Here is an 18,746-nt window from a genome sequence, read left to right on the forward strand (position 1 = left end):
ATCATGTCAGTGACCGAACAGCTTCAGTCGCGGCTGCCCGACCCCACCTCGTTCTTCCCCGAGATGGGCGCCATCGCCGGAGGGATGATCAAGTCCGTCAGGAACGGTTCCATCCCGGACACGACCGTCGGCCTGGTGCACCTGCGCGCCGGGCAGATCGTCGGCAGCACGTACCACACCGTCCGGCAGACCGCCGACCTCCGCGCGGCGGGGGAGTCGGAGGAGCGCATCACCGCCGTGGCGTCGTGGCGGGACGCCCCCTACTTCACCGATGCGGAACGGGTGGCGCTGGAGCTGGTGGAGGCCGTGCTCACGCCGAGCCCGTACGGGGAGCGGGTCAGCGACGCGTTGTTCGCCAGGGCGTCGGAGCACTACGACGAGAAGGCGCTGTGGACGCTCACCGTGGCGATCAGCCAGATCCTCTTCTTCGTGCCCGTGGCGCTCATCGCCAAGCCGATCCCCGGAAAGGCCCAGGGTAACCACTACACCACCAGGTAGAACTACATCTTGGCGATGACCTCCTCGGCGTAGCGCTCCATGGTGGCGATCTTGAGTTCGAGGGTGCCCTCGCCGTACCGGGACTTCTCCTCGGGCGTGGCCAGCCACCATGGGGCGGCCATCGTCCCGGTCACGCCCTTGGCGGCGAAGCGGCGGTACGTCTCCGCGTCGGGGAGCACGGCCAGCGGGGCGATGATGTCGAAGGGGTCGCCGGACCTGCCGTTCGCGTCCAGCTGACGGCGCAGCGCGGCCAGGACCTCGTCGAACTGTTCCTCGGTGTAGATGCGGTTGCCGATCCAGCCGTCGCCCGCCCTGGCCGCGCGGCGCAGGGCCGCCTCGCTGTCGCCGCCGACGTACACGGGGACGGGTTCCGCGGGGGTGGGGCAGATCGACAACTCGGGCAGGCCGTCCAGGGTGACCGTCTCGCCCGACCACAGGGAGCGCAGGACGGGCAGCATCGCGTCCAGGCGGCGGCCCCGGGTGTGGAAGTCCTGGCCGGTGCCGACGAACTCCTCCTTGCACCAGCCGACCCCGACGCCGAACGTCACGCGGTCGCGCGACAACACCGCCGCCGTGGAGACCTGCTTGGCCACGGTGAACAGGTCGCGGGCGGGGGCGATGTAGACGTTCGGGCAGAAGCGCAGGGTCGTGGTGACCGCCGACATGGCGCCGATCGTGACCCAGACGTCCGGCCAGTGCGTACGGGCGTCCCAGCGCGGCCGGCCCGTCTTCGAGTACGGGTACGGCGTCGCGAAGTCGGCGTAGAAGAGGTGGTCGGACAGGGTGAGGGTGTCGAAGCCGCAACGTTCGGCGGCCCGCGCGAGCTCGACGAACTGGTCGGTGTCGGCGAACGAGGCGCCCAGCCAGAATCTCATCGGAACTCCGGGGCGACCTTGGTCGCGAACAGTTCCAGGTTGCGCTTGACCGTGTCCAGCGGCAGCACGCCCTGCTGGCCCTGCATGTACAGGCCGAACCACTCCAGGTCCGGCATCCGGTCGAGCATGCGCTGGATGCCGCGCTTGACGTCGTCGGGGGTGCCGAACAGGGCCATCTCGACGTCGTTCATGCGCTTGGCGTCGCCCTTCTCGGGGGAGATGGGCTTGTGCTTCTCATCCTCCTTCTTGCGCAGCACCTCCAGGTAGCCGAACGGGCCGAAGAAGGCGGCGAAGTCCTTGGGGATGCTGCGGCCGAAGGTGTTGATGGCGTCCTCGGTGGTGTCCGAGATGCCGACGATCTTCAGGATGCCGGTGTGCTCGCCCAGCTTGTACTCGCGGCCCTGCTTGGCGGACTCCTCCTGGTAGAGCTTGGCCTTGGCGGCGTGGTCGTCCGGGTTCGGGGTGAACATCCACGGCATGATGTTCTCCTGCGCCGCCCTGATGACCGACCGGTCGGAGATCGTGAACGGCTGCCACAGCTCGGGGTAGGGGTTCTGGTACGGCCTGGGGCAGACGGACACGGACTTGATGGTGCCGTTCTCGTCCATCTCGTCCGGCGCCCCGAACGTACGGGTCCATTCCTGGGCTGGCCAGCCCTCGATCCCCTCGTACGGATAAGGCACCTGATAGTCGAGCACGTCCGACTTGTAGCGGAGCGTCTCCTGCGTCCACGCCATCTTCATGATCTTCAGCACCTCGCCGAAGACGTCGAAGTTGCGCGTGTCGGCCGCCGAGCCGTCGGAGCGGGCGGCGGCGGCGTGCCAGCGCTGGCCCAGGACGTTCATCCAGCGGTTCTGGTAGCCGCGCGCCACGCCCAGCCGCAGCCGGCCCTTGCAGAACTGGTCGAGCAGCGCCACGTCCTCGGCCGCCCTGATCGGGTCCCAGGCGGGCAGCACCAGGCCGAGCGGGGCGAGCAGGATGCGTTCGGTCCTGGCGGCCAGGTCGGTCAGGAACATCAGCGGGTTGACCGAGAACTCCATGCCCTCGGAATGGAAGTGGTGCTCGGTCATCATCAGCGCGTCGAAGCCGATCTGGTCGGCGTGGACGGCTATCTCCCGTACCTCGTGCAGCAGCCTCTGGTACGACTCGGTGTCCCGCCCGATCGGGCGCTTGGCCCTGGCGTTCTCCTCGGCCGCGTAACCAGAGCCTGGTATTTGCGGATTCAGGAAGATAGAAAACTTCACTGGAGACCTCTTTCCGCGGGATGGTCTTCTGGCAAGTTACTCTGGAAATCTTAACCGAGCAATCGCTTGGTTCGCTCTACCGGGAGTGTCGCATGAGGCTTGGGGTCACGATGTTCGCCACGGATCTGGCCATGCCGGTCCAGGACCTGGCCAGGGCCGCGGAGGAGCGCGGCTTCGACTCGCTGTACCTGCCGGAGCACACGCACATCCCCGCCTCGCGGCGCACCCCGTACCCCGCCGGGGGAGAGTTGCCCGAGGAGTACCGGCGCACGCTCGACCCCCTGGTCGCCCTCTCCTTCGCCGCCGCCGCGACCACCCGCCTGCGCCTGGGCACCGGCATCCTGCTCGCCGCCCAGCGCGACCCCATCGTCACCGCCAAGGCCATCGCCTCCCTCGACCTCCTGTCGGGCGGGCGGACGGTGGTCGGGGTCGGATTCGGCTGGAACGTGGAGGAGATCGAGAACCACGCCGTCCCGTACGGGCGGCGCCGCGAGGTGGCCAGGAGCAACGTGCTGGCCATGCGGGCGTTGTGGCGGGATGACGTCGCCGTCCTTGAGGGGCGTGAGCCGTCCTGGTCCTGGCCCAAGCCGGTGCGGATGCCGCCCGTCTACCTCGGCGGCGCGGCGGGGCCCAAGCTGTTCGCGCACGTGGCCGAGTACGGCGACGGGTGGATGCCGATCGGCGGGCGCGGCATCAGGGAGGCCCTGCCGGCGTTGCGGGAGGCCTGCGAGAAGGCGGAACGGCCGATGGCCGAGGTGATCCCGTTCTCCACGCTGCCCAGCAGGGAGAAGCTGGACTATTACGCCACGCTCGGCATCACCCAGGTCGTGGCCGGCCTGCCCAGCGGGCCCGCGGACGTGGTGCTCCCGGTTCTGGACACGTACGCGGCACTGCTGTGACTGGTTTGCTTGCTGTAATAATGACGCCCTATGTCCTCCGAGGATCCGCAGCGGCTGGGGGAGTACCAGATCCTGCGCCGGCTCGGGCAGGGCGGCCAGGGCGTCGTCTTTCTCGCCCGCTCGCCCGGCGGGGCCGAGGTGGCGATCAAACTCATGCACGCCAGGCTGTCCGGCGATCCGGAGGTGCGGCGGCGCTTCCTCGGTGAGATGGAGGCCGTGCGGCGGGTGGCGGCCTTCTGCACCGCGCAACTGCTCGACGCCGACCTCGACGGTGACCGGCCCTACCTGGTCAGCGAGTACGTCGAAGGGCCCTCGCTGAGCGAGCACGTGGCGGAGAAGGGACCGCGCCTCGGGGGCTCGCTGCATCGCCTGGCCATCGGGACGGCCACCGCGCTGGGGGCCATCCATCGGGCCGGGGTCGTGCACCGGGACTTCAAGCCGGCGAACGTGCTGCTCGGGATCGATGGGCCGCGGGTGATCGACTTCGGGGTGTCGCGGCTGATGGACGCCGCTGCCACCACCAGCACCGGTGTCACCCTGGGGACTCCGGCCTATCTGTCGCCCGAGCGGATTCAGGGGGAGGTCGCCGGGCCGGCCGCCGACATGTGGGCGTGGGGGCTGACGGTGGCGTACGCGGCGGCGGGGCGGCATGTGTTCGTGGCGGACAGCTATCAGGAGGTGCTGGCCAGGATCCTGTACGGGCGGCCGGAGTTGTCGGGGGTGTCCGGGGCTTTGCGGGAGGTTGTGGAGGCTTGTCTCGTTCGTGAGCCTGGTGGGCGGCCGGATGCGGAGGAGGTGTTGCGGTGGTTGCTGGGGCATGGGCCGGAGGCGGACGACGTGCTGACGACCGGGGCCAGGGCCGCTACGGGGCTTGCCGTCGCATCCGCCCGAACCCCGTCAGAAACCTCGTCGGACACCGAGCCGGGACGTCAGCCGGAGGGTGGCGCACCGCCTGCTTCTCGGCGAAGGCGACGGCAACGGGTCGGGATGGCGGCGGGGGCTGTGGGGCTGGCCGTGGTGGTCGTGGCCGGGGTTCTCTGGTCGGTTCAGGCCCGGCAGGCGGGTTCGGACGTGTCGCCGCCGATCGCCCAACCGTCGGCTTCGCCACCGCCGGTCCCCGCGTCGACCGCCCCTTCACCCGCTCCCGCTCGGGAGAGGGATCTGAACGGCACGTGGACGGGAACGGCCGAGCACCCGACCGCCAACCGGGTCTTCCCGGTGGAGCTGCGCCTGCGCGCGGAAGGCTCGTCGAGCATGCGCTGGGGAGCCGACCTGCACTGCTCGGGGCGGCTCAGACCGGCCAAGGGCGGGCTGGAGTTCCGGCTTGACCAGGTAAAAGGCGACATGTGCTACCCGGGAACGCTCCGCGTCGTCCCGTCCGCCGACCCCAACCAGATCGTGATCAACGTGACGCGCAGTGGTCAGAACGAGATCACTTACTCGGGCAAGGTTTTCCGCGGTTCCTGAGCAGGTCTTATCGAGAAGTGCGTACATCCGCCGCATATCCATCCGAACGGCATAATAGAAGGATATGTCCGAGCTACGTGCCGATGATCCACGGCAGCTGGGGTCGTACCGGCTGACACGCAGGCTCGGCCAGGGCGGCCAAGGGATCGTCTACCTAGGCGAATCGCCGCAGGGTGCGCCGGTCGCCGTCAAACTGCTGCACGCGAGCCTGTCCCGCGACCCGGACGCGCGGCGGCGCTTCCTCGGCGAGGTCGAGGCCGTCAGGAAGGTGGCGGCGTTCTGCACCGCGCAACTCCTGGACGCCGACCTCGAAGGCGACCGGCTGTATCTGGTCAGCGAGTACGTCGAGGGCCCCTCGCTACGCGAACTCATCGTCGAGGAAGGCCCCCGGCAGGGCGGCTCCCTGGAACGGCTGGCCATCGGCACGGCCACCGCGCTGGGCGCGATCCACCGGGCCGGCGTCGTGCACCGGGACTTCAAGCCGGGCAACGTGCTCCTGGGCATCGACGGGCCGCGCGTGATCGACTTCGGGGTGTCGCGGCTCGTGGACACCGCCGTGACCACCAGCCACATGCCCATGGGGACGCCCGCCTACATGGCGCCCGAGCGGATGAAGGCGGAGCCCGCCGGGCCGCCGGCCGACATGTGGGCGTGGGGGCTGACCGTGGTCTACACCGCTACGGGGCGGAACGCGTACACGGCCGACACTCATCAGGAGGTGCTGGCTCGCGTCCTGTACGGCAAGCCCGACCTGGGGTCTTTGGAGGGGCGGCTGCGGGGGATCGTCCAGGCTTGCCTGGCCGCCGAGCCCTTGGAGCGGCCGAACGCCGAAGAGGTGTTGCGTCAGCTTCTGGGGCAGGACGCCGGTGGGGTGGACGTGTTGTCCACGGGGGCGATGGTCGCCATTGGCAAGTCGTACGGGACCACCAGCCGCCGGGACGCCGCTTCGCTCAGGTCGGTCGTGGGCCTCGGGGCCAGCGAGGCCGAGCCCGGGGTGATCACCGACCCGGACCCGACCACGAGTTTCCCGGCGATCACGGCGCCTCTGATAGCGGCCAGAGCCGAGGCATCGAAGGCTGCGTCGTCGGCTGCGTCGTCTGCATCGTCGTCGTCGGAGGGCGGGTCGCAGCCTGCCGCCGGAACCACGGTTGAGCCTCGTACCGGCACCACCGCTCCCATAGCACCCGCCGAAATCGAGATCGAGACTGAGACGCCCGCGCGGCGGCGCTTCCGTCCCTGGCAGCTCGCCGTGTTGGCCGTCGGGCTGGCGGCGGCCGTCGCCGGATTCCTGTACTGGCAGCGCGGCGCGGAGGGCCCGGTGCTGGAGGGCGCCTGGACCGGCTCGGCCGAGCACTTCACCGCCGACCGCGTCTTCCCGATCACCTTGACCCTGGACGCGGACGGCGGCGGAAAGATGCGCTGGGGCGCGGACCTGCACTGCACGGGACGGCTCGCGCGGAACGGCGGTGGAATGGTTTTCACCCTTGATCGGGTGAAAGGCGAAGAATGCTATCCGGGGACGGTACAGATGATCCCGGCCTCCTCTGATGCGAACCAGATGGATATCAAGGTCACGCGTGAAGGTAAGAACGAAGTGACGTATTCAGGCAAGGTCTCCCGCCCATCCTGACCAGCTAAGTCACGGTCAGGATGCGATTGCCCTGAGCACCGTTGACTGTTCGCGCCCCGTTGCTTTCAGTAGAGAGCAGAAAGGTTGCGGCGAGGGGAGGCTGCCCTGTGCCAACGGCGCAGCCGCTCAGAACGGGGGACCCCCAGCGACTCGGAGAGTACGCACTTTCCGGACGGCTGGGCGAAGGCGGACAGGGCGCGGTGTTCCTTGGTTCGAGGAGCGGGGAGACGTACGCGGTCAAGTTGCTGCATGGGCCCGTGGGGGATGAGCGGGCGGCGTTCCTGCGGGAAGTTGAGCTGGCCAAGCATGTGGCGAGGTTCTGTACGGCCCAGGTGATCGACGCCGGGTTCGACGAGGGGCGACCGTACATCGTCAGCGAGTACATCGACGGCCCCTCGCTTCAGCGGGAGGTCATGCTCACCGGGCCCCGGCACGGCGGCGCGCTGGAACGGCTGGCGGTCAGCACGGCCACGGCGTTGACGGCCATTCATTGGGCGGGGATCGTACATCGGGACTTCAAGCCGCAGAACGTGCTGCTCGGCTCGGACGGCCCCCGCGTGATCGACTTCGGCCTGGCCAAGGCCCTGGACGCGGCGGCCACGGTGAGCGGGCGGGGGGTGGGGACGCCCGCGTACATGGCGCCGGAGCAGATCACCGCCTCGGCGGTCACGGGCGCGGCGGACGTGTTCTCGTGGGGCGCGACGATGTGCTTCGCCGCCAACGCCTCGGCGCCGTTCGGCCAGGACTCGGTGGCGCCGGTGCTGCACCGCATCCTGACCGCGCCACCCGAGCTGGGGCGGCTGGACGGGCAACTGCGCACGCTGGTGGAGGCGTGCCTGGACAAGGACTCACGCAACCGGCCGACCAGCCGGGATCTGCTGTTCGAGCTGCTGGGGGATTCGTCGGGCGGAGTGCCGGCCGACGTACTGCGCTCGCCACCACCCCACATCCTCCGCGCCCCGCCCCTGATCCCAGAGCCCCGCTCACCCGCCCCGGACCCCTCCGACGCCCCCGCGCCCTCCCCCGCCCCGATGGCCGAACCCGAAGAGACCGGAGCCTTGGGCGGCTACCACCTACCCGACCCCACAGCCGAACCACCACCCCCCGCGAACCCCACCAACGGCGCCCACCCACCCCCCTCCGACAGCCCACCCGACGACTCCTTAACCCGCCACCCCGCTCATCCTCCTCCTCTGGCCCAGCCACAACCTCCCACCTCACACCCCGGCCCCATCTCCTCTCACACCCCCACCCCTTCGTCCCGTCCCGCCTCCTCAGCCCAACCCACCCCTTCATCCGACCCTCCTCTCGCCGCCTACTCTCCAATCCCGGCCGAGTCCTTAGGCGGAGCACCCGGCACAGGAGAAGGCGGGGCATCCGGCACAGGAGAAGGCGGGGCATCCGGCACAGGAGAAGGCGGGGCATCCGGCACAGGAGAAGGCGGGGCATCCGGCACAGGAAGAGGCGGCGCATCCGGCACAGGAGACGACAGCGGCCCTTCGGCGTCAGGAAAAGTCAGTTACCGAGGCTGGCCCAGAGCCGCCATCGCAGTCTGCGTGGCCCTGCTCGTGACCGCCGGAGTCCTCCTCATCGTCCTCATCCCATCCCTGACCCGAAACGCCCGCCAGCAGAGCACCGTAGACGTCCAGGCAGGCGGCCCCCTCGCCCCTCCAACCTCACAGCCCCCCTCCTCACACAAGCCCTCCCCGACCAGGACCGAAACGACACAGCAGACCCGCGGCCCCCGCGACTCCGGCGCCATCAACGACCCACCCGTGGCCCACCCGCCCACAGCCGCCATTCCACCCCTGACGGGCCTGACCAAGAGCGCAGCCACCAAGGCGCTCAAACAAGCCGGCCTCACCCTCGGCCCCGTCTCCCAGGTGGACGCCCCCCAGAAACCCGGTCAGGTCCTGAGCAGCCACCCCGCCCCCGGCACATTCGTGAACAAGGGCAGCAAGGTATCGCTACGGGTCTCGGCGGGCCTGGCCGTACCGGCGGTGACCGGCATGCAACGCAAAGCCGCCGAATCCGCGCTGACCAACGCCGGCCTCAAACCAGGCGCCATCAGCCGCTCCTGCTCCCAACGGCCGAACAACCAGGTCCTCTCCAGCCAACCCCAGGCGGGCCGCCGCGTCCCGGGCAGCACCCCGGTCGCACTCATGCTCTCCCGCCACGGCTCCACCGTCCCGCCCGTAGTCGGCCAGCCCACCGACTCCGCCCGCGCCACCCTGACAGCCGCCGGCTTCACGGTAGGCACGACAGATCAGGTGGTGGCCGACGAATCCCAGATCGGCATGGTCCTCTCCCAGAGCGTCCGCTCGGGCTCCTGCACCAAACCCGGAACCCAAATCCTCCTGACCATCGGCCAAGCACCCCCCACCACCCCCGACCCCCACGAACCCACCGAACCCCCCACCACCCCAAGCACCCCCGACCCCCAGCCGTAACCTCGGGGCGGATGCCCCCTCATGCGTGCCACGTCTGTCCTGGGGCAGTTGCGACCCTATGAAGAAGCTCTTCAAGCTGCTGCTGGCCCGCAAAATGGCCAAAACCCCGATCGGCCTGGCCGCCCTCGCCATCGGCTGGTACCTGGCCCGCCACCGCAGACAGAAGCATGCCGACCATGAGGACGACCACACCAAACGCGCCACTCACGACGACCACCACCGCCGCCGACCGGTCCTACAACGCCGCCCGTACTAACGAGCCCGCCCCTCAAGAAGAGCCGTCCACACCTTGCCCGCCACAGCGGCAGCCATCCACGGACTCTCACTTACCCGCTCGCCTTTGGCGGTCCTCTCCGTACGCCGGATGTGCATATGACCCCCGGAGGAGCCCAACTCGTACGAGGTCGGCAGGCATGGGCAGGTGTAGCTACGAACCCGGAAGACTGTGGACCGACCCACCGACTTGGTCCAGTCGATCCGGATACACCCGTCCTGCGGGGGCTCGGGGTGCGCGCTGTGAAAATCCTCCATGCTCATACCGACCTCCAAGGCCAGCTAGGAACGGAACTTCTTCCGAGCACTCACTCGCCGCTCGGTCTCGAAGCGCGATGTCGCCGGGAGTGTGAAAGTACGGCCTTGGTACGGGACGCGCTCCTTGTGCAAGCTGTGCTCACACGGCAACCGTACGTCAACCTGTGCAGTCATGTCCATGCATATGGCGCCCATAGAATCCCTGATGCGCTACTACCATCTCTATGCTTGCTCGTCAATAGACTCGTAGCGTTATGAGGTGACGAAGTCCGAAGGCATCGAGTGGGACGCGACGCTCTACAAGTACGAGCAGATCGCGCAGATCCTCGGCCAGCGCATCAGGTCAGGCACCTACCCGCCGCAGACGGTGCTGTCAGAGGTCGCCTTCGAGCAGGAGTTCGGCGTCGCCAGGCGCACCGTACGCCTCGCGATGGAGATCCTTCGGGAGGAAGGACTGATCATCACCAGGCGCGGCAAGGGCTCCATCGTCGTCCGCCGTGAAGGCACGTGAGATTGCGTGACCACCGTTTCATGTGCGAACATCCGCTCGATTTTGTCGTCAAGAGGGTGTTCACTTGTCTCCTGGACCGCCCCATGCTCATCAGTCCCTGTGTTGACTCTGGTCTCGGACGTGATGAGGCACGGTTGTCCCGGCCGGCTCGACACGTACCATCAGGAGGCGTTTGATGACCAGGGTGATCCGGACGATCGACCTGTTCGCTGGAGCGGGCGGATTGGCCCTGGGTTTCCGGAACGCCAACCGTGGTTACAAGCCGATCTTCGCCGTCGAGATCGAGTCGGCGGCGGCGCGCACCTTCAAACGTAACTTCGATTGCCGGGTTCACGATGGCCCGATCGAGCAGGTGGACGATTATCCCGAGGCGGATGTCATCATCGGTGGTCCACCTTGCCAGGGCTTCAGTCCGCTCGGACGGGATCGCGATGACGCGAGTCGAGCCCAGCTCAATGAGCTCTGGCAGCAGTATCTGAAGGCGGTCCGGTTGGTGCGACCGAAGGCATTTGTCATTGAGAACGTACCGGAGTTCCAACGGTCCGCGCAGTTCATGGAACTGCTGGAGTTGATGGAGACCGACAAGGACCTCAAAGAGTACGGATATGCGTACGGGGTCCTGAACGCCGCTGACTACGGTGTTGCCCAACGGCGACGGCGCGGCATATTCGTCGCGATCCGCGGGCTTCGGGAGGTGCCGTGGCCCCCGCGGCCGACCCATGGGCCGGAATCGGCGGAGGGTGAGCCGCACGTCTCACTTCGCGACGTAATCTCGAACCTGGAAGCCTATCCGGATATCGATGATATCTCTTGGCTTTCCGGCGATAGGCAGGACCTGCATTTCCGCCGCAATCCCCGTCCGATGTCCCTGGAGCGCTACCGGGCCATTCCCGAGGGCGGAAACCGCTTCGACCTGGCGAAGAACCGACCCGACCTGCTTCCGAGATGCTGGGCGAACAAGCCCACCGGAACGACGGATGTCATGGGGCGGTTGTGGTGGGACAAGCCCGGGTTCACAATCCGTACCGAATTTTTCAAGCCCGAGAAGGGGCGATATCTCCACCCCACTGCTGATCGGCCGATCACTCATCGCGAGGCCGCACGTATACAGAGCTTTCCCGATGATTTCCTGTTCGAGGGAAGCAAGATCGAGGTGGCGCGCCAGATTGGCAATGCGGTCCCGCCGAAACTGGCGGAAGCCTTGGCGGAACATGTGTACAAGCTGGCATTCAAGGACACGCCACCCGGGGAGCGCTGACTACCAACGGGCAAGTGTCTTGACCAGATCCGCGTAGGGCAGGAGCCTGCGCTGTCCCACACATTCTTCCCACGCCAGATGCTGCTCCGCATTGCCCACCGCGCCCACCGCGGCATTCAACTCCTCGAATGCGATGTGGTAGACGGCGTCAACCTCGCCCGTTCCTCTGGCGATCGATGCCAGGCGGCTGGGAAGGGGTTCGGCGGTGACGGTGACCAGATGCGGCTGTCGTCCCCGCCGGTGCCTGACCATCTGGTTGCACTCGTGGCGAATGTTTTGGACGCGGTCGGATCGGATGGTCCACTTGCACGAGATCGCCGCGTGGAGGAATGGGTCGCTTCCCAGGATGTCGAGATCGACGATGCCCACGGTCACGTCCGGCTTGATCAGATAGTCGAGACCGATGGTGATCCGTAACTCCGCGTTCGCCCTGACCAGTTCGTCAACGCGTCGGAGATGGGCGTACTGCGCGAACTTGGTGATGAGCCCTCCCCGCTCGAACTGCCAGTGGCGACGCGAATCCAGCGATGGCAGTGCCGAGGCCAGGTCATCTCGCACCAGCCGTTCCATCAGCGGGCCCGGATCGGACGGTGGTCTGGCGTCGGAGTCCCGCTCGATGCCGAGAGCTTCGAGCATCCTCTCCGCCAACGCCACGGATTGTGCACTATCGGAATCTGCACAATTTGGCACAGATCGGTCACCGCTGCGCGGTTTGCGCCAGCCAAGCAGTTGTGTGGCAAAAGGGGCGGCCATGGCGACGTACGCTACTTGATCGCCAGGGCAGGTGGAAGGTCTGTTTAACCGTGGAAGATCACTGCCCGCTCCGTGACGATCGACGAGTTCGAACAATCGCTTCGATCTTCTCGGCGGCGTTGGCGAGATCCTGGTGACCCCAGACCCGGATGACGCGCCACTCGGCGGCCCGAAGGCGTCTGAAGCTGTCGATGTCACGTGTGCGATTGGCGCGGACCTTCTTCAGCCAGAAGTCGTTGTTGTTGGCCGGTGCGGTGTAGTGCCGGGGACAGCCGTGCCAGAAACAGCCGTCGATGAAGACGGCAACCTTGGCCCCCGGAAAAACCAGGTCAACCTTTCTCCGCGTGCCCGGGATGATCTGGGCATGGACCCGGTATCGCAGCCCTCGCCGCCAGAGCATCTTTCGGAGCTCAACCTCGATGCCGGTGTCGAACTCGCGCTGGGACCGCATCCGGCGTGAGACACCTTCGTCGCGAGGAACGGGCTGGGCATGAGCCATGATCCGCGAGGATATCCGACACCGCGTGGGTGGTGGGAAACTATTGAGGCGACCCGTCCCGAGTTGTCGACCCGGACGGGCTTGTTCACTGACATGGCGACGCGAACACGTGGAGGACTACGATCCGCACGGGGACGTGAAGCTCTTGATCGGGATCGGGAGGGGTGCCGTGCTCGGCGGTCTCAAGTTGGGCGGTCGCTACCGTCTGGACGAGAAGCTGGGCGCCGGGGCGATGGGCGAGGTGTGGAAGGGCTTCGACCTGCGCCTTGGCCGTGAGGTCGCAGTGAAGGTCTTTCCCAACCAAGGGGATCCCGATCCGCGTAGGGTGAGCCGGTTCCGCAACGAAGCCAAGATCTGTGGTCAGCTCCAGCATCCCGGCATCGTGGTCGTGCACGATGCCGATGAGGACAACGGGCAACTCTTCTTCGTCATGGAACTCCTCGAAGGCAAGGACCTGGCGAAGGTCATGCTTCGCAGCTTGAACGGTCTCCCGATCGAGCGGACCATCGCCATCGCGATTCGCCTGGCCGAGGCTCTCACCGCCGCGCACGCCAAGAAGGTCATTCACCGCGATATCAAGCCCGCCAACATCATGCTTCTGCCGGATGACCAGCCGAAGATCTGCGATTTCGGCATCGCCCGCGTCGTTGACACCGACAGGGCCACGGCGCAAATCGGTACCCCGGCCTATGCCGCCCCCGAACAGACCGACGGTGCCCCGGACGAGCGCAGCGATCTCTACTCACTGGGATGTGTGCTCTACGAGATGACCACCGGGGATCCGCCCTTCCACGGTGGCGTCTTTCGGGTGCTTTCCCAACACGCCACGGCGCCTCCCAAACCGCCCGGCGACATCCGGGCCGATATCCCCTCTTCGTTGGAGGAGTTGATCCTGCAACTACTCGCGAAGAAGCCGGACGAGCGACCGCGATCCGCCGCGGAAGTGGTGGTCCGGCTGCGGGCCATGCGTCAGCCGCGCCCGAAATTCGGTACCGGGAAAGTTGATCAACTTCCGTCGGACAAACTTCTGAGAACCAGTACGCCCGAGCGTCGGCACAGCGACGCCGATGACGCCATGGCCGGAGCGATAGAGCGGGTGCTGCGAGAGGCCCGTGTCGATGCCAGGGTCGCCGGGTACGCCCGCACTCCCGTGTTGACCAGGTTCGAGGTCAGGCTCGGCCCCACGACACCGGCGACCGCGGTCTTCGCGCTGCGCGCGGCGATCGCGGCGGCCGTGGGAGACAACACGGCCCGACTTGTTCCGATGAAGAGGTCGACCTCGCCCTTGCCCGGTGTGGTGGCGATTGGCGTCGAAGTGCCTCACCGCGCCCCCGACCTACTGAGCCTGGGCGACCTCCTTCGGGAAGCTCCCAACGATGATGAGCTGCTGGTGGGCCTCGGGCGTACCGTGGACGGTACGCCCGTCTTCCTCAACCTCGACGCGTCACCACATCTGCTGATCGGTGGCACGGACCGATCGTGTGATCCGATCAGAAGCATCGTTGCCTCACTGGTGATGCGTCACCATCCGAAACGTCTCCGCCTGGTGATCAGCGGACGTGGCGACACCTACACCGGCCTTCCCCACGTGGTCGAGCAGGCCGAGGGAGATCCGCTTACCTGGGCACTGGCCGAAATCGAGGGTCGCTACACCGATCTGACAGCACAGCAGTGCCGTAACACCGAGCAGTTCAACCGTGCGGTACGGGAAGCCGGGATGCCCGCCCCCATGGGCGCCCTCGGAGACACCGGGTTGGCCCATCCCGACGTGGTCGTGGCCATCGATGAACTGACCGACATCCGCGACGACGAGGCGGTGACCGAACTGACCAGGGAGGGCCGCGCGGTCGGCTTTCATGTGATCGCCCGCACGGCCGCTCCCTCCGAACGCGCACTCAGCAGCCGCGTCAAAGGCTACTTTTCGGCCCGGCTGGCCCTGCCCATGGCTTCGGCGGAGGAGAGCCTGAGCATTCTCGACCGTGTCGGGGCCGAGTCACTGAGGCCCGGCAACGGAATGTTTCTCGGTCCCGCCAATGGTGTGCCGTCCGCCATCAGACTCGCGGCGATCTCGGCTGAGGAGATCGCCGCGATCGTCAGGCACTGGCGAGGTTGAGGAACGGACTGGGCTCTCCGTGCCAGGAGACGTGCAGGCGTTCGCGGGCGCGTGTGCCGGCCACGAACAGCAGGCAGCGTTCCCGCTGGAGATCGTTCCAGTGGGTTGTGGCATCTTCTTCGAGCGGGGTGACCGCGGCGGCCGAGGGCAGGTGGTTGGCGCCCACGCCGATCGCCGCGACGCATCGGAACTCCAGGCCCTTCATTCTGTGCATGGTGATGACCCGGATATGGCCGTCCACGCCGTCACGTTCGCGGGAGAGGAAGCACGCCTTCAGCCCGGCACGGGTCAATGCCTCCCCGGCCGACTGTCCCAGCGCTTCCGAGCGGCTCGCGACACCGATTTCCTCGGGTTCCACTCCGGCGGCGAGCCAGCTCCGCACGAGCTCCACCAGATGGGTCAGCTCGGCATTCTTGGTCGGCGCGCCGTACAGCTCGGGTTTGGCTCCGTGAATTTCGGAGTGACAACCCGTCAGGGTCGATCGCTGCCCGTCGAGATCGTCAAACTTCTCGCCGGCCAGCATGGCGCAGCTCCAGGCGAGAATTTCCTCGGTGGTCCGGTAATTGATCTTCAGCCTGGTGGATCGGCCGCCAAGCTGAATACCGATCGAGTTGAGAGACACCCGGTTGTCGTAAATCCGTTGATGGGTATCGCTCGCGATGAACAAGTCGTCCGGGCCCTCCCCGACCACGGCTCGCAGGACCCGCCACCTCACCGGGTGCAGGTCCTGCGCCTCGTCCACGATCACGTGATCGTACGGCCGGCGGTCCAGGCCGTGCAGCACCCGGGTCGCCTCGACGCAAACCGTTTCGAAGGTGCGGTAGTTGTGCTCGGCCAGTTCCCGCCCGAACTCCGCGATCGCCCGCCAGATCTGGGCGCGCTGCAGCGAACCGAGCCGTCGTCCGCGCCCGGTCCGGCGTGCGTACAAGTAGCCGTCGGAAGTCGTGATCTCCTGGGCCAGCACAACCTGGCGCCATTCCTCGTGGAGAAACCTTTCGGTGAAGTCCAGATCCCTCCGGCGGATGATCCGTCGCCAGATCTCCTTCTCCTCCTCCTCACGGAGGAGCGCGAACGTGCCGACGTGCTCGTTCACCAGCCGCCGCGCGATCTGGTCGACGGTCAACACCTCCACGCGGGACAGCACCTCGTCGTCGGTCTCCAGCAGGCGCAGCGACTCGGTCAGCGAGCGGGCCAGTGTCGCGGTGAAGGTCGTCAGCAGAACTCGACCACCCTGCCGGGCCAGATGCCGGGCGCGATGAAGCGCCACCACCGTCTTGCCCGTGCCGGGACCGCCCGTGACCTGGGCCGGGCCCGAGTAGGAGCGGAAGGCGACCTCCCGCTGTAGCGGATGCAGGTAGACCCGCCATCTCGCGAAGGGCTTGGAGAACAGGTCGATCAGTTCGTCCGGCCCCTCCACCAGCGCCACCTTGTGCGGCATCCGCCGGGTGGCGGCGAGGAGGTCCTCCGGATCGATGTCGTCGGCCGCGACGGCACCGACCACGTCGTTCCAGACGTCCTCCGGTGACATCCCGGCCGCCAGCCCGAAGAGCACGTCGTACTGGGTTTGCGGCAGTTTGCCATCCAGAGCCTCCAGTAGGGCCACGTCGGTGAGCATCCGGGCGAAGCCGCGCATCTGGTCGTCGATACCCAGTCGGATCAGATCGGCGTCGGAGATGTGCTCGAAGATCGCACGTGTCGACTCGGCCGGATCCCGCGTCAGGCCCTCGATCGTGTCATTGATGATCGCATCGTCGCGGATCTCCACGTGCCCGGTGGCCATGTTGACCGAGACACGACGGTGTCGTACCCAGGCGTACGCCTCATCGTGGGTGTCCACGCGCAGCAGAGTGAAGGTGTCGCCCGTGTCCGGGGCCAGCACGATTCCCCGATATTTGCGGTCGATCCTGATGCTCTTGAAGCGTTCGTCGCGGATGTCGTTGAGCTTTTCCAGATGCGCGCCGGCGTGTGCGGTCTGCTCGAACTTGGTGATCGTGTCGACGACCTTCTGCTGAACGGGGCGCTCCAGGCGGATGAGGTCCTGCAGAAAGTCCTGGTGGATACCCAGACGTGGCACCGTGCCCCTCCTTGTCGTTCGGCTTCCGGCCCGACCATTTTCATGATCAGACCGGAAGAGCACGTTACTCAGTCATCCGTGTGGAAGAAACCGGTGGCCGGATCCTCCGGAGTGCCGATCAGCATGGCCCGGTCGAGGAAGACGTTGTTGGTTTCACAGCTTGTTTCCGGGAGCAGAACGCAGGCGTAGCAGGCGGCCAGGTTGAGGCTGTCGATGCCGCTGGCCTCGGACTCCATGCACGGCGGATCCTGCGAGCACCACTCGGTGCGGGTGAGCGCCGATTCCAGGGTCTCGTAGAGCTTGCGGTGCTCGCCCTGGGCGACGACTCCGCCGAGAGAACCGGCCGAGTCGCTGGTCGCGGTGTAGATGAGCACCCCCGCCATGTCCTGGTCCACGTAAAGTCGCTCACGCAGTGCCGCCGCGGGGTAGCCGCAGTCCAGGCTCCACTCGTTGATCAACACGTGCGCGAGCGTGTGGAGGAGCACGTAACGCGGCGTCACCGGGGAGGTGATGTCGGCGGGAGGCTTCGAGCTGCCGGCCCGCTCCGCGCGCTCGCGCAGGATGGTGGTGTGGTTGCGCCGGATCTGTCGGGCGCGTCGCACCGGCCCCGGCCGCTGTTCCCAGTTCCGCACAAGCTCCTCGTCGATGGCCAGAAAGACGCCTTCGCCGCTGACCTCGATCGCGGGCAGCCACTCCAGCGTGCCATTGGCCACGGCGGCACGACGGGTGTCGCCGCCGGCGGGGTCGGGCATGGTCACGCGGGTGAACGACTCCAGCGCCCGCACCTCTCGCAGCCGCTTGACCAGCATCGAACGCTTGATGCCGTACGGCAGGGCGCTCCCGTCACCGGGGGCCTGCACACACTCGAACTCCTCGGTGCGGGCGACACTTCCGGTGCCGTCGTAGAGCTGGTCGTACTCCTCGTGCCGAAGTTTGTTGGCCGACTCGAACATGGGTGTCTCGTCGGAATCGGGCAGGGCACTCGCCTGCAGTTCCCGGCGTCGGTGCACCGCCGCCAATATCTCTTCGGGCTCGAACCGACCACCGTCCGTGAGATGGGGATGCTCTCTGATGTCTTCGAGGATCTCCGACTCCGGCCTGCGCTCCAGCTTGCCGGCGAGCCAGGAGTAGAAGGGGTTCAACCGCTGCTGCAAGGCCTGGGACCAGGGCGGAATCGACAGCGCGGAGCGGGTGATCGAGAACCAGGCGGCGGACGCGCCCCGCTGCAGCGCACGGGGTGTCGCGGTACAGGCGGGCTCTTTGGCATCGCGCCCGAGCCAGGGCCGCCGTCCCTTGCATCTGATCCCCAGCGCCGACATCGCGCCGCCACCGAAGGCGCCCTCCAGCGACACCGGCCTCACTCCGCAGGAGCACTTGATCACGACGGAACGTAGCGAGGCCGTCTGCCCTGTGTTTTCGAGCGTGAGCTCGTGCTTGACCTGCTGATTCACTTCGCGATCGGGGTCGCTCTTCTTGTGGACCCACTCGAAGTAGGGAAAGTCGTCCAGGTGGCCGTTCTCGCAGGCGAGTACGAATCGTGATGGCGTGAGCGGCTTGTCACATGCGCCACAGACACTCTTGCCCGCGGGTGAGCCGAATCTCCTGAACTCCTGGAGCTGCTTGCACGTACCGCACGAGTACACCTCGGGGAAGAGCCGAACCCTCATCCCGTCGCCCGAGGCCGGTTCGTCGGCCGGGGGGAGCTGGAACCGGGCGACCCGGAGCCAGTGCTCGAGCCGCGGCTCGTAGATCACATCCGACGGCCATACCTTCCAACTGTCGAGTCCGCTCACGATGTACGACTGATCCTCGATGGCGATCATCGACCCCACGCCGTACGTCGTGATGGCCTGCGCCCGACGCACCGCGCCCAGCGGCTTACGGGTGACCTCCGCCTCGCCCTTCCGACTCGCCTGCCGGGTTCGTCCGCTACGAAGTGCCATG

At 67.0% G+C, this 18,746-nt stretch carries 15 protein-coding genes; 9 read left to right on the plus strand and 6 right to left on the minus strand.

The window, feature by feature from the left end; genetic code table 11:
• Positions 1 to 3: 3 nt before the first annotated feature.
• Positions 4 to 498: a carboxymuconolactone decarboxylase family protein gene (locus AB0I81_RS43505; protein ID WP_360670428.1), complete on the plus strand. Its 495-nt coding sequence runs from the start codon at positions 4 to 6 to the stop codon at positions 496 to 498.
• 2 nt (positions 499 to 500) lie between these two features.
• Here the strand turns inward: AB0I81_RS43505 and AB0I81_RS43510 are convergent, their stop codons facing one another.
• Both AB0I81_RS43510 and AB0I81_RS43515 read right to left on the minus strand, forming a co-directional pair.
• Positions 501 to 1,373 (minus strand): TIGR03619 family F420-dependent LLM class oxidoreductase, encoded by an 873-nt coding sequence (locus AB0I81_RS43510; RefSeq protein WP_360670431.1) that lies wholly within the window; start codon positions 1,371 to 1,373, stop codon positions 501 to 503.
• Positions 1,370 to 2,617, minus strand: coding sequence for an LLM class flavin-dependent oxidoreductase (locus AB0I81_RS43515; RefSeq protein ID WP_360670434.1), 1,248 nt, complete (start codon positions 2,615 to 2,617; stop codon positions 1,370 to 1,372). Before AB0I81_RS43515 ends, AB0I81_RS43510 begins: the two co-directional genes overlap by 4 nt.
• A 92-nt stretch (positions 2,618 to 2,709) precedes the next feature.
• On the opposite strand from AB0I81_RS43515, the gene AB0I81_RS43520 reads away from it, so the two are divergent.
• The 7 genes from AB0I81_RS43520 to AB0I81_RS43550 all read left to right on the plus strand — a co-directional run bounded on the left by AB0I81_RS43520 (position 2,710) and on the right by AB0I81_RS43550 (position 11,363).
• A complete protein-coding gene (locus AB0I81_RS43520; protein ID WP_360670437.1) occupies positions 2,710 to 3,516 on the plus strand; it encodes an LLM class F420-dependent oxidoreductase in 807 nt (268 codons plus the stop codon).
• 30 nt (positions 3,517 to 3,546) lie between these two features.
• The gene (locus AB0I81_RS43525; RefSeq protein WP_360670438.1) at positions 3,547 to 4,983 is read left to right on the plus strand and encodes a serine/threonine-protein kinase; all 1,437 of its coding nucleotides are present in this window, start codon (positions 3,547 to 3,549) and stop codon (positions 4,981 to 4,983) included.
• Between the two features lie 64 nt (positions 4,984 to 5,047).
• Positions 5,048 to 6,613 carry a serine/threonine-protein kinase gene (locus AB0I81_RS43530; protein WP_360670442.1) on the plus strand — a complete coding sequence of 522 codons (1,566 nt, stop codon included), beginning with the start codon at positions 5,048 to 5,050 and terminating at the stop codon, positions 6,611 to 6,613.
• 107 nt (positions 6,614 to 6,720) lie between these two features.
• The gene (locus AB0I81_RS43535) at positions 6,721 to 9,063 is read left to right on the plus strand and encodes a PASTA domain-containing protein (protein WP_360670445.1); all 2,343 of its coding nucleotides are present in this window, start codon (positions 6,721 to 6,723) and stop codon (positions 9,061 to 9,063) included.
• A gap of 58 nt (positions 9,064 to 9,121) precedes the next feature.
• A complete protein-coding gene (locus tag AB0I81_RS43540; protein WP_360670447.1) occupies positions 9,122 to 9,319 on the plus strand; it encodes a DUF6203 family protein in 198 nt (65 codons plus the stop codon).
• A 534-nt stretch (positions 9,320 to 9,853) separates the two neighbouring features.
• Complete coding sequence (locus AB0I81_RS43545) at positions 9,854 to 10,105, plus strand: GntR family transcriptional regulator (RefSeq protein ID WP_360670450.1); 252 nt, start codon at positions 9,854 to 9,856, stop codon at positions 10,103 to 10,105.
• 175 nt (positions 10,106 to 10,280) lie between these two features.
• Positions 10,281 to 11,363: a DNA cytosine methyltransferase gene (locus tag AB0I81_RS43550; RefSeq protein ID WP_360670453.1), complete on the plus strand. Its 1,083-nt coding sequence runs from the start codon at positions 10,281 to 10,283 to the stop codon at positions 11,361 to 11,363.
• Here AB0I81_RS43550 and AB0I81_RS43555 read toward each other — a convergent pair whose 3' ends face one another.
• Both AB0I81_RS43555 and AB0I81_RS43560 read right to left on the minus strand, forming a co-directional pair.
• Entirely contained in the window at positions 11,364 to 12,116 is a 753-nt protein-coding gene (locus AB0I81_RS43555; RefSeq protein WP_360670456.1) for an NgoMIV family type II restriction endonuclease, read from the minus strand.
• 58 nt (positions 12,117 to 12,174) lie between these two features.
• A complete protein-coding gene (locus tag AB0I81_RS43560) occupies positions 12,175 to 12,615 on the minus strand; it encodes a very short patch repair endonuclease (RefSeq protein WP_360670459.1) in 441 nt (146 codons plus the stop codon).
• Positions 12,616 to 12,724: 109 nt separating this feature from the next.
• Between AB0I81_RS43560 and AB0I81_RS43565 the strand changes: the two genes are divergently transcribed.
• On the plus strand, positions 12,725 to 14,728 hold the full coding sequence (locus AB0I81_RS43565) for a DNA translocase FtsK (RefSeq protein ID WP_360670462.1): 2,004 nt from the start codon (positions 12,725 to 12,727) through the stop codon (positions 14,726 to 14,728).
• On the opposite strand, the gene AB0I81_RS43570 is transcribed toward AB0I81_RS43565, so the two are convergent.
• Positions 14,709 to 16,802 carry a UvrD-helicase domain-containing protein gene (locus AB0I81_RS43570; RefSeq protein ID WP_360670884.1) on the minus strand — a complete coding sequence of 698 codons (2,094 nt, stop codon included), beginning with the start codon at positions 16,800 to 16,802 and terminating at the stop codon, positions 14,709 to 14,711. The genes AB0I81_RS43565 and AB0I81_RS43570 overlap by 20 nt on opposite strands.
• A 68-nt stretch (positions 16,803 to 16,870) precedes the next feature.
• Positions 16,871 to 18,745, minus strand: coding sequence for a DUF1998 domain-containing protein (locus tag AB0I81_RS43575; RefSeq protein ID WP_360670465.1), 1,875 nt, complete (start codon positions 18,743 to 18,745; stop codon positions 16,871 to 16,873).
• Position 18,746 lies beyond the last annotated feature (1 nt).

Source organism: Nonomuraea sp. NPDC050404 (assembly GCF_040655495.1).
Lineage (GTDB): Bacteria > Actinomycetota > Actinomycetes > Streptosporangiales > Streptosporangiaceae > Nonomuraea.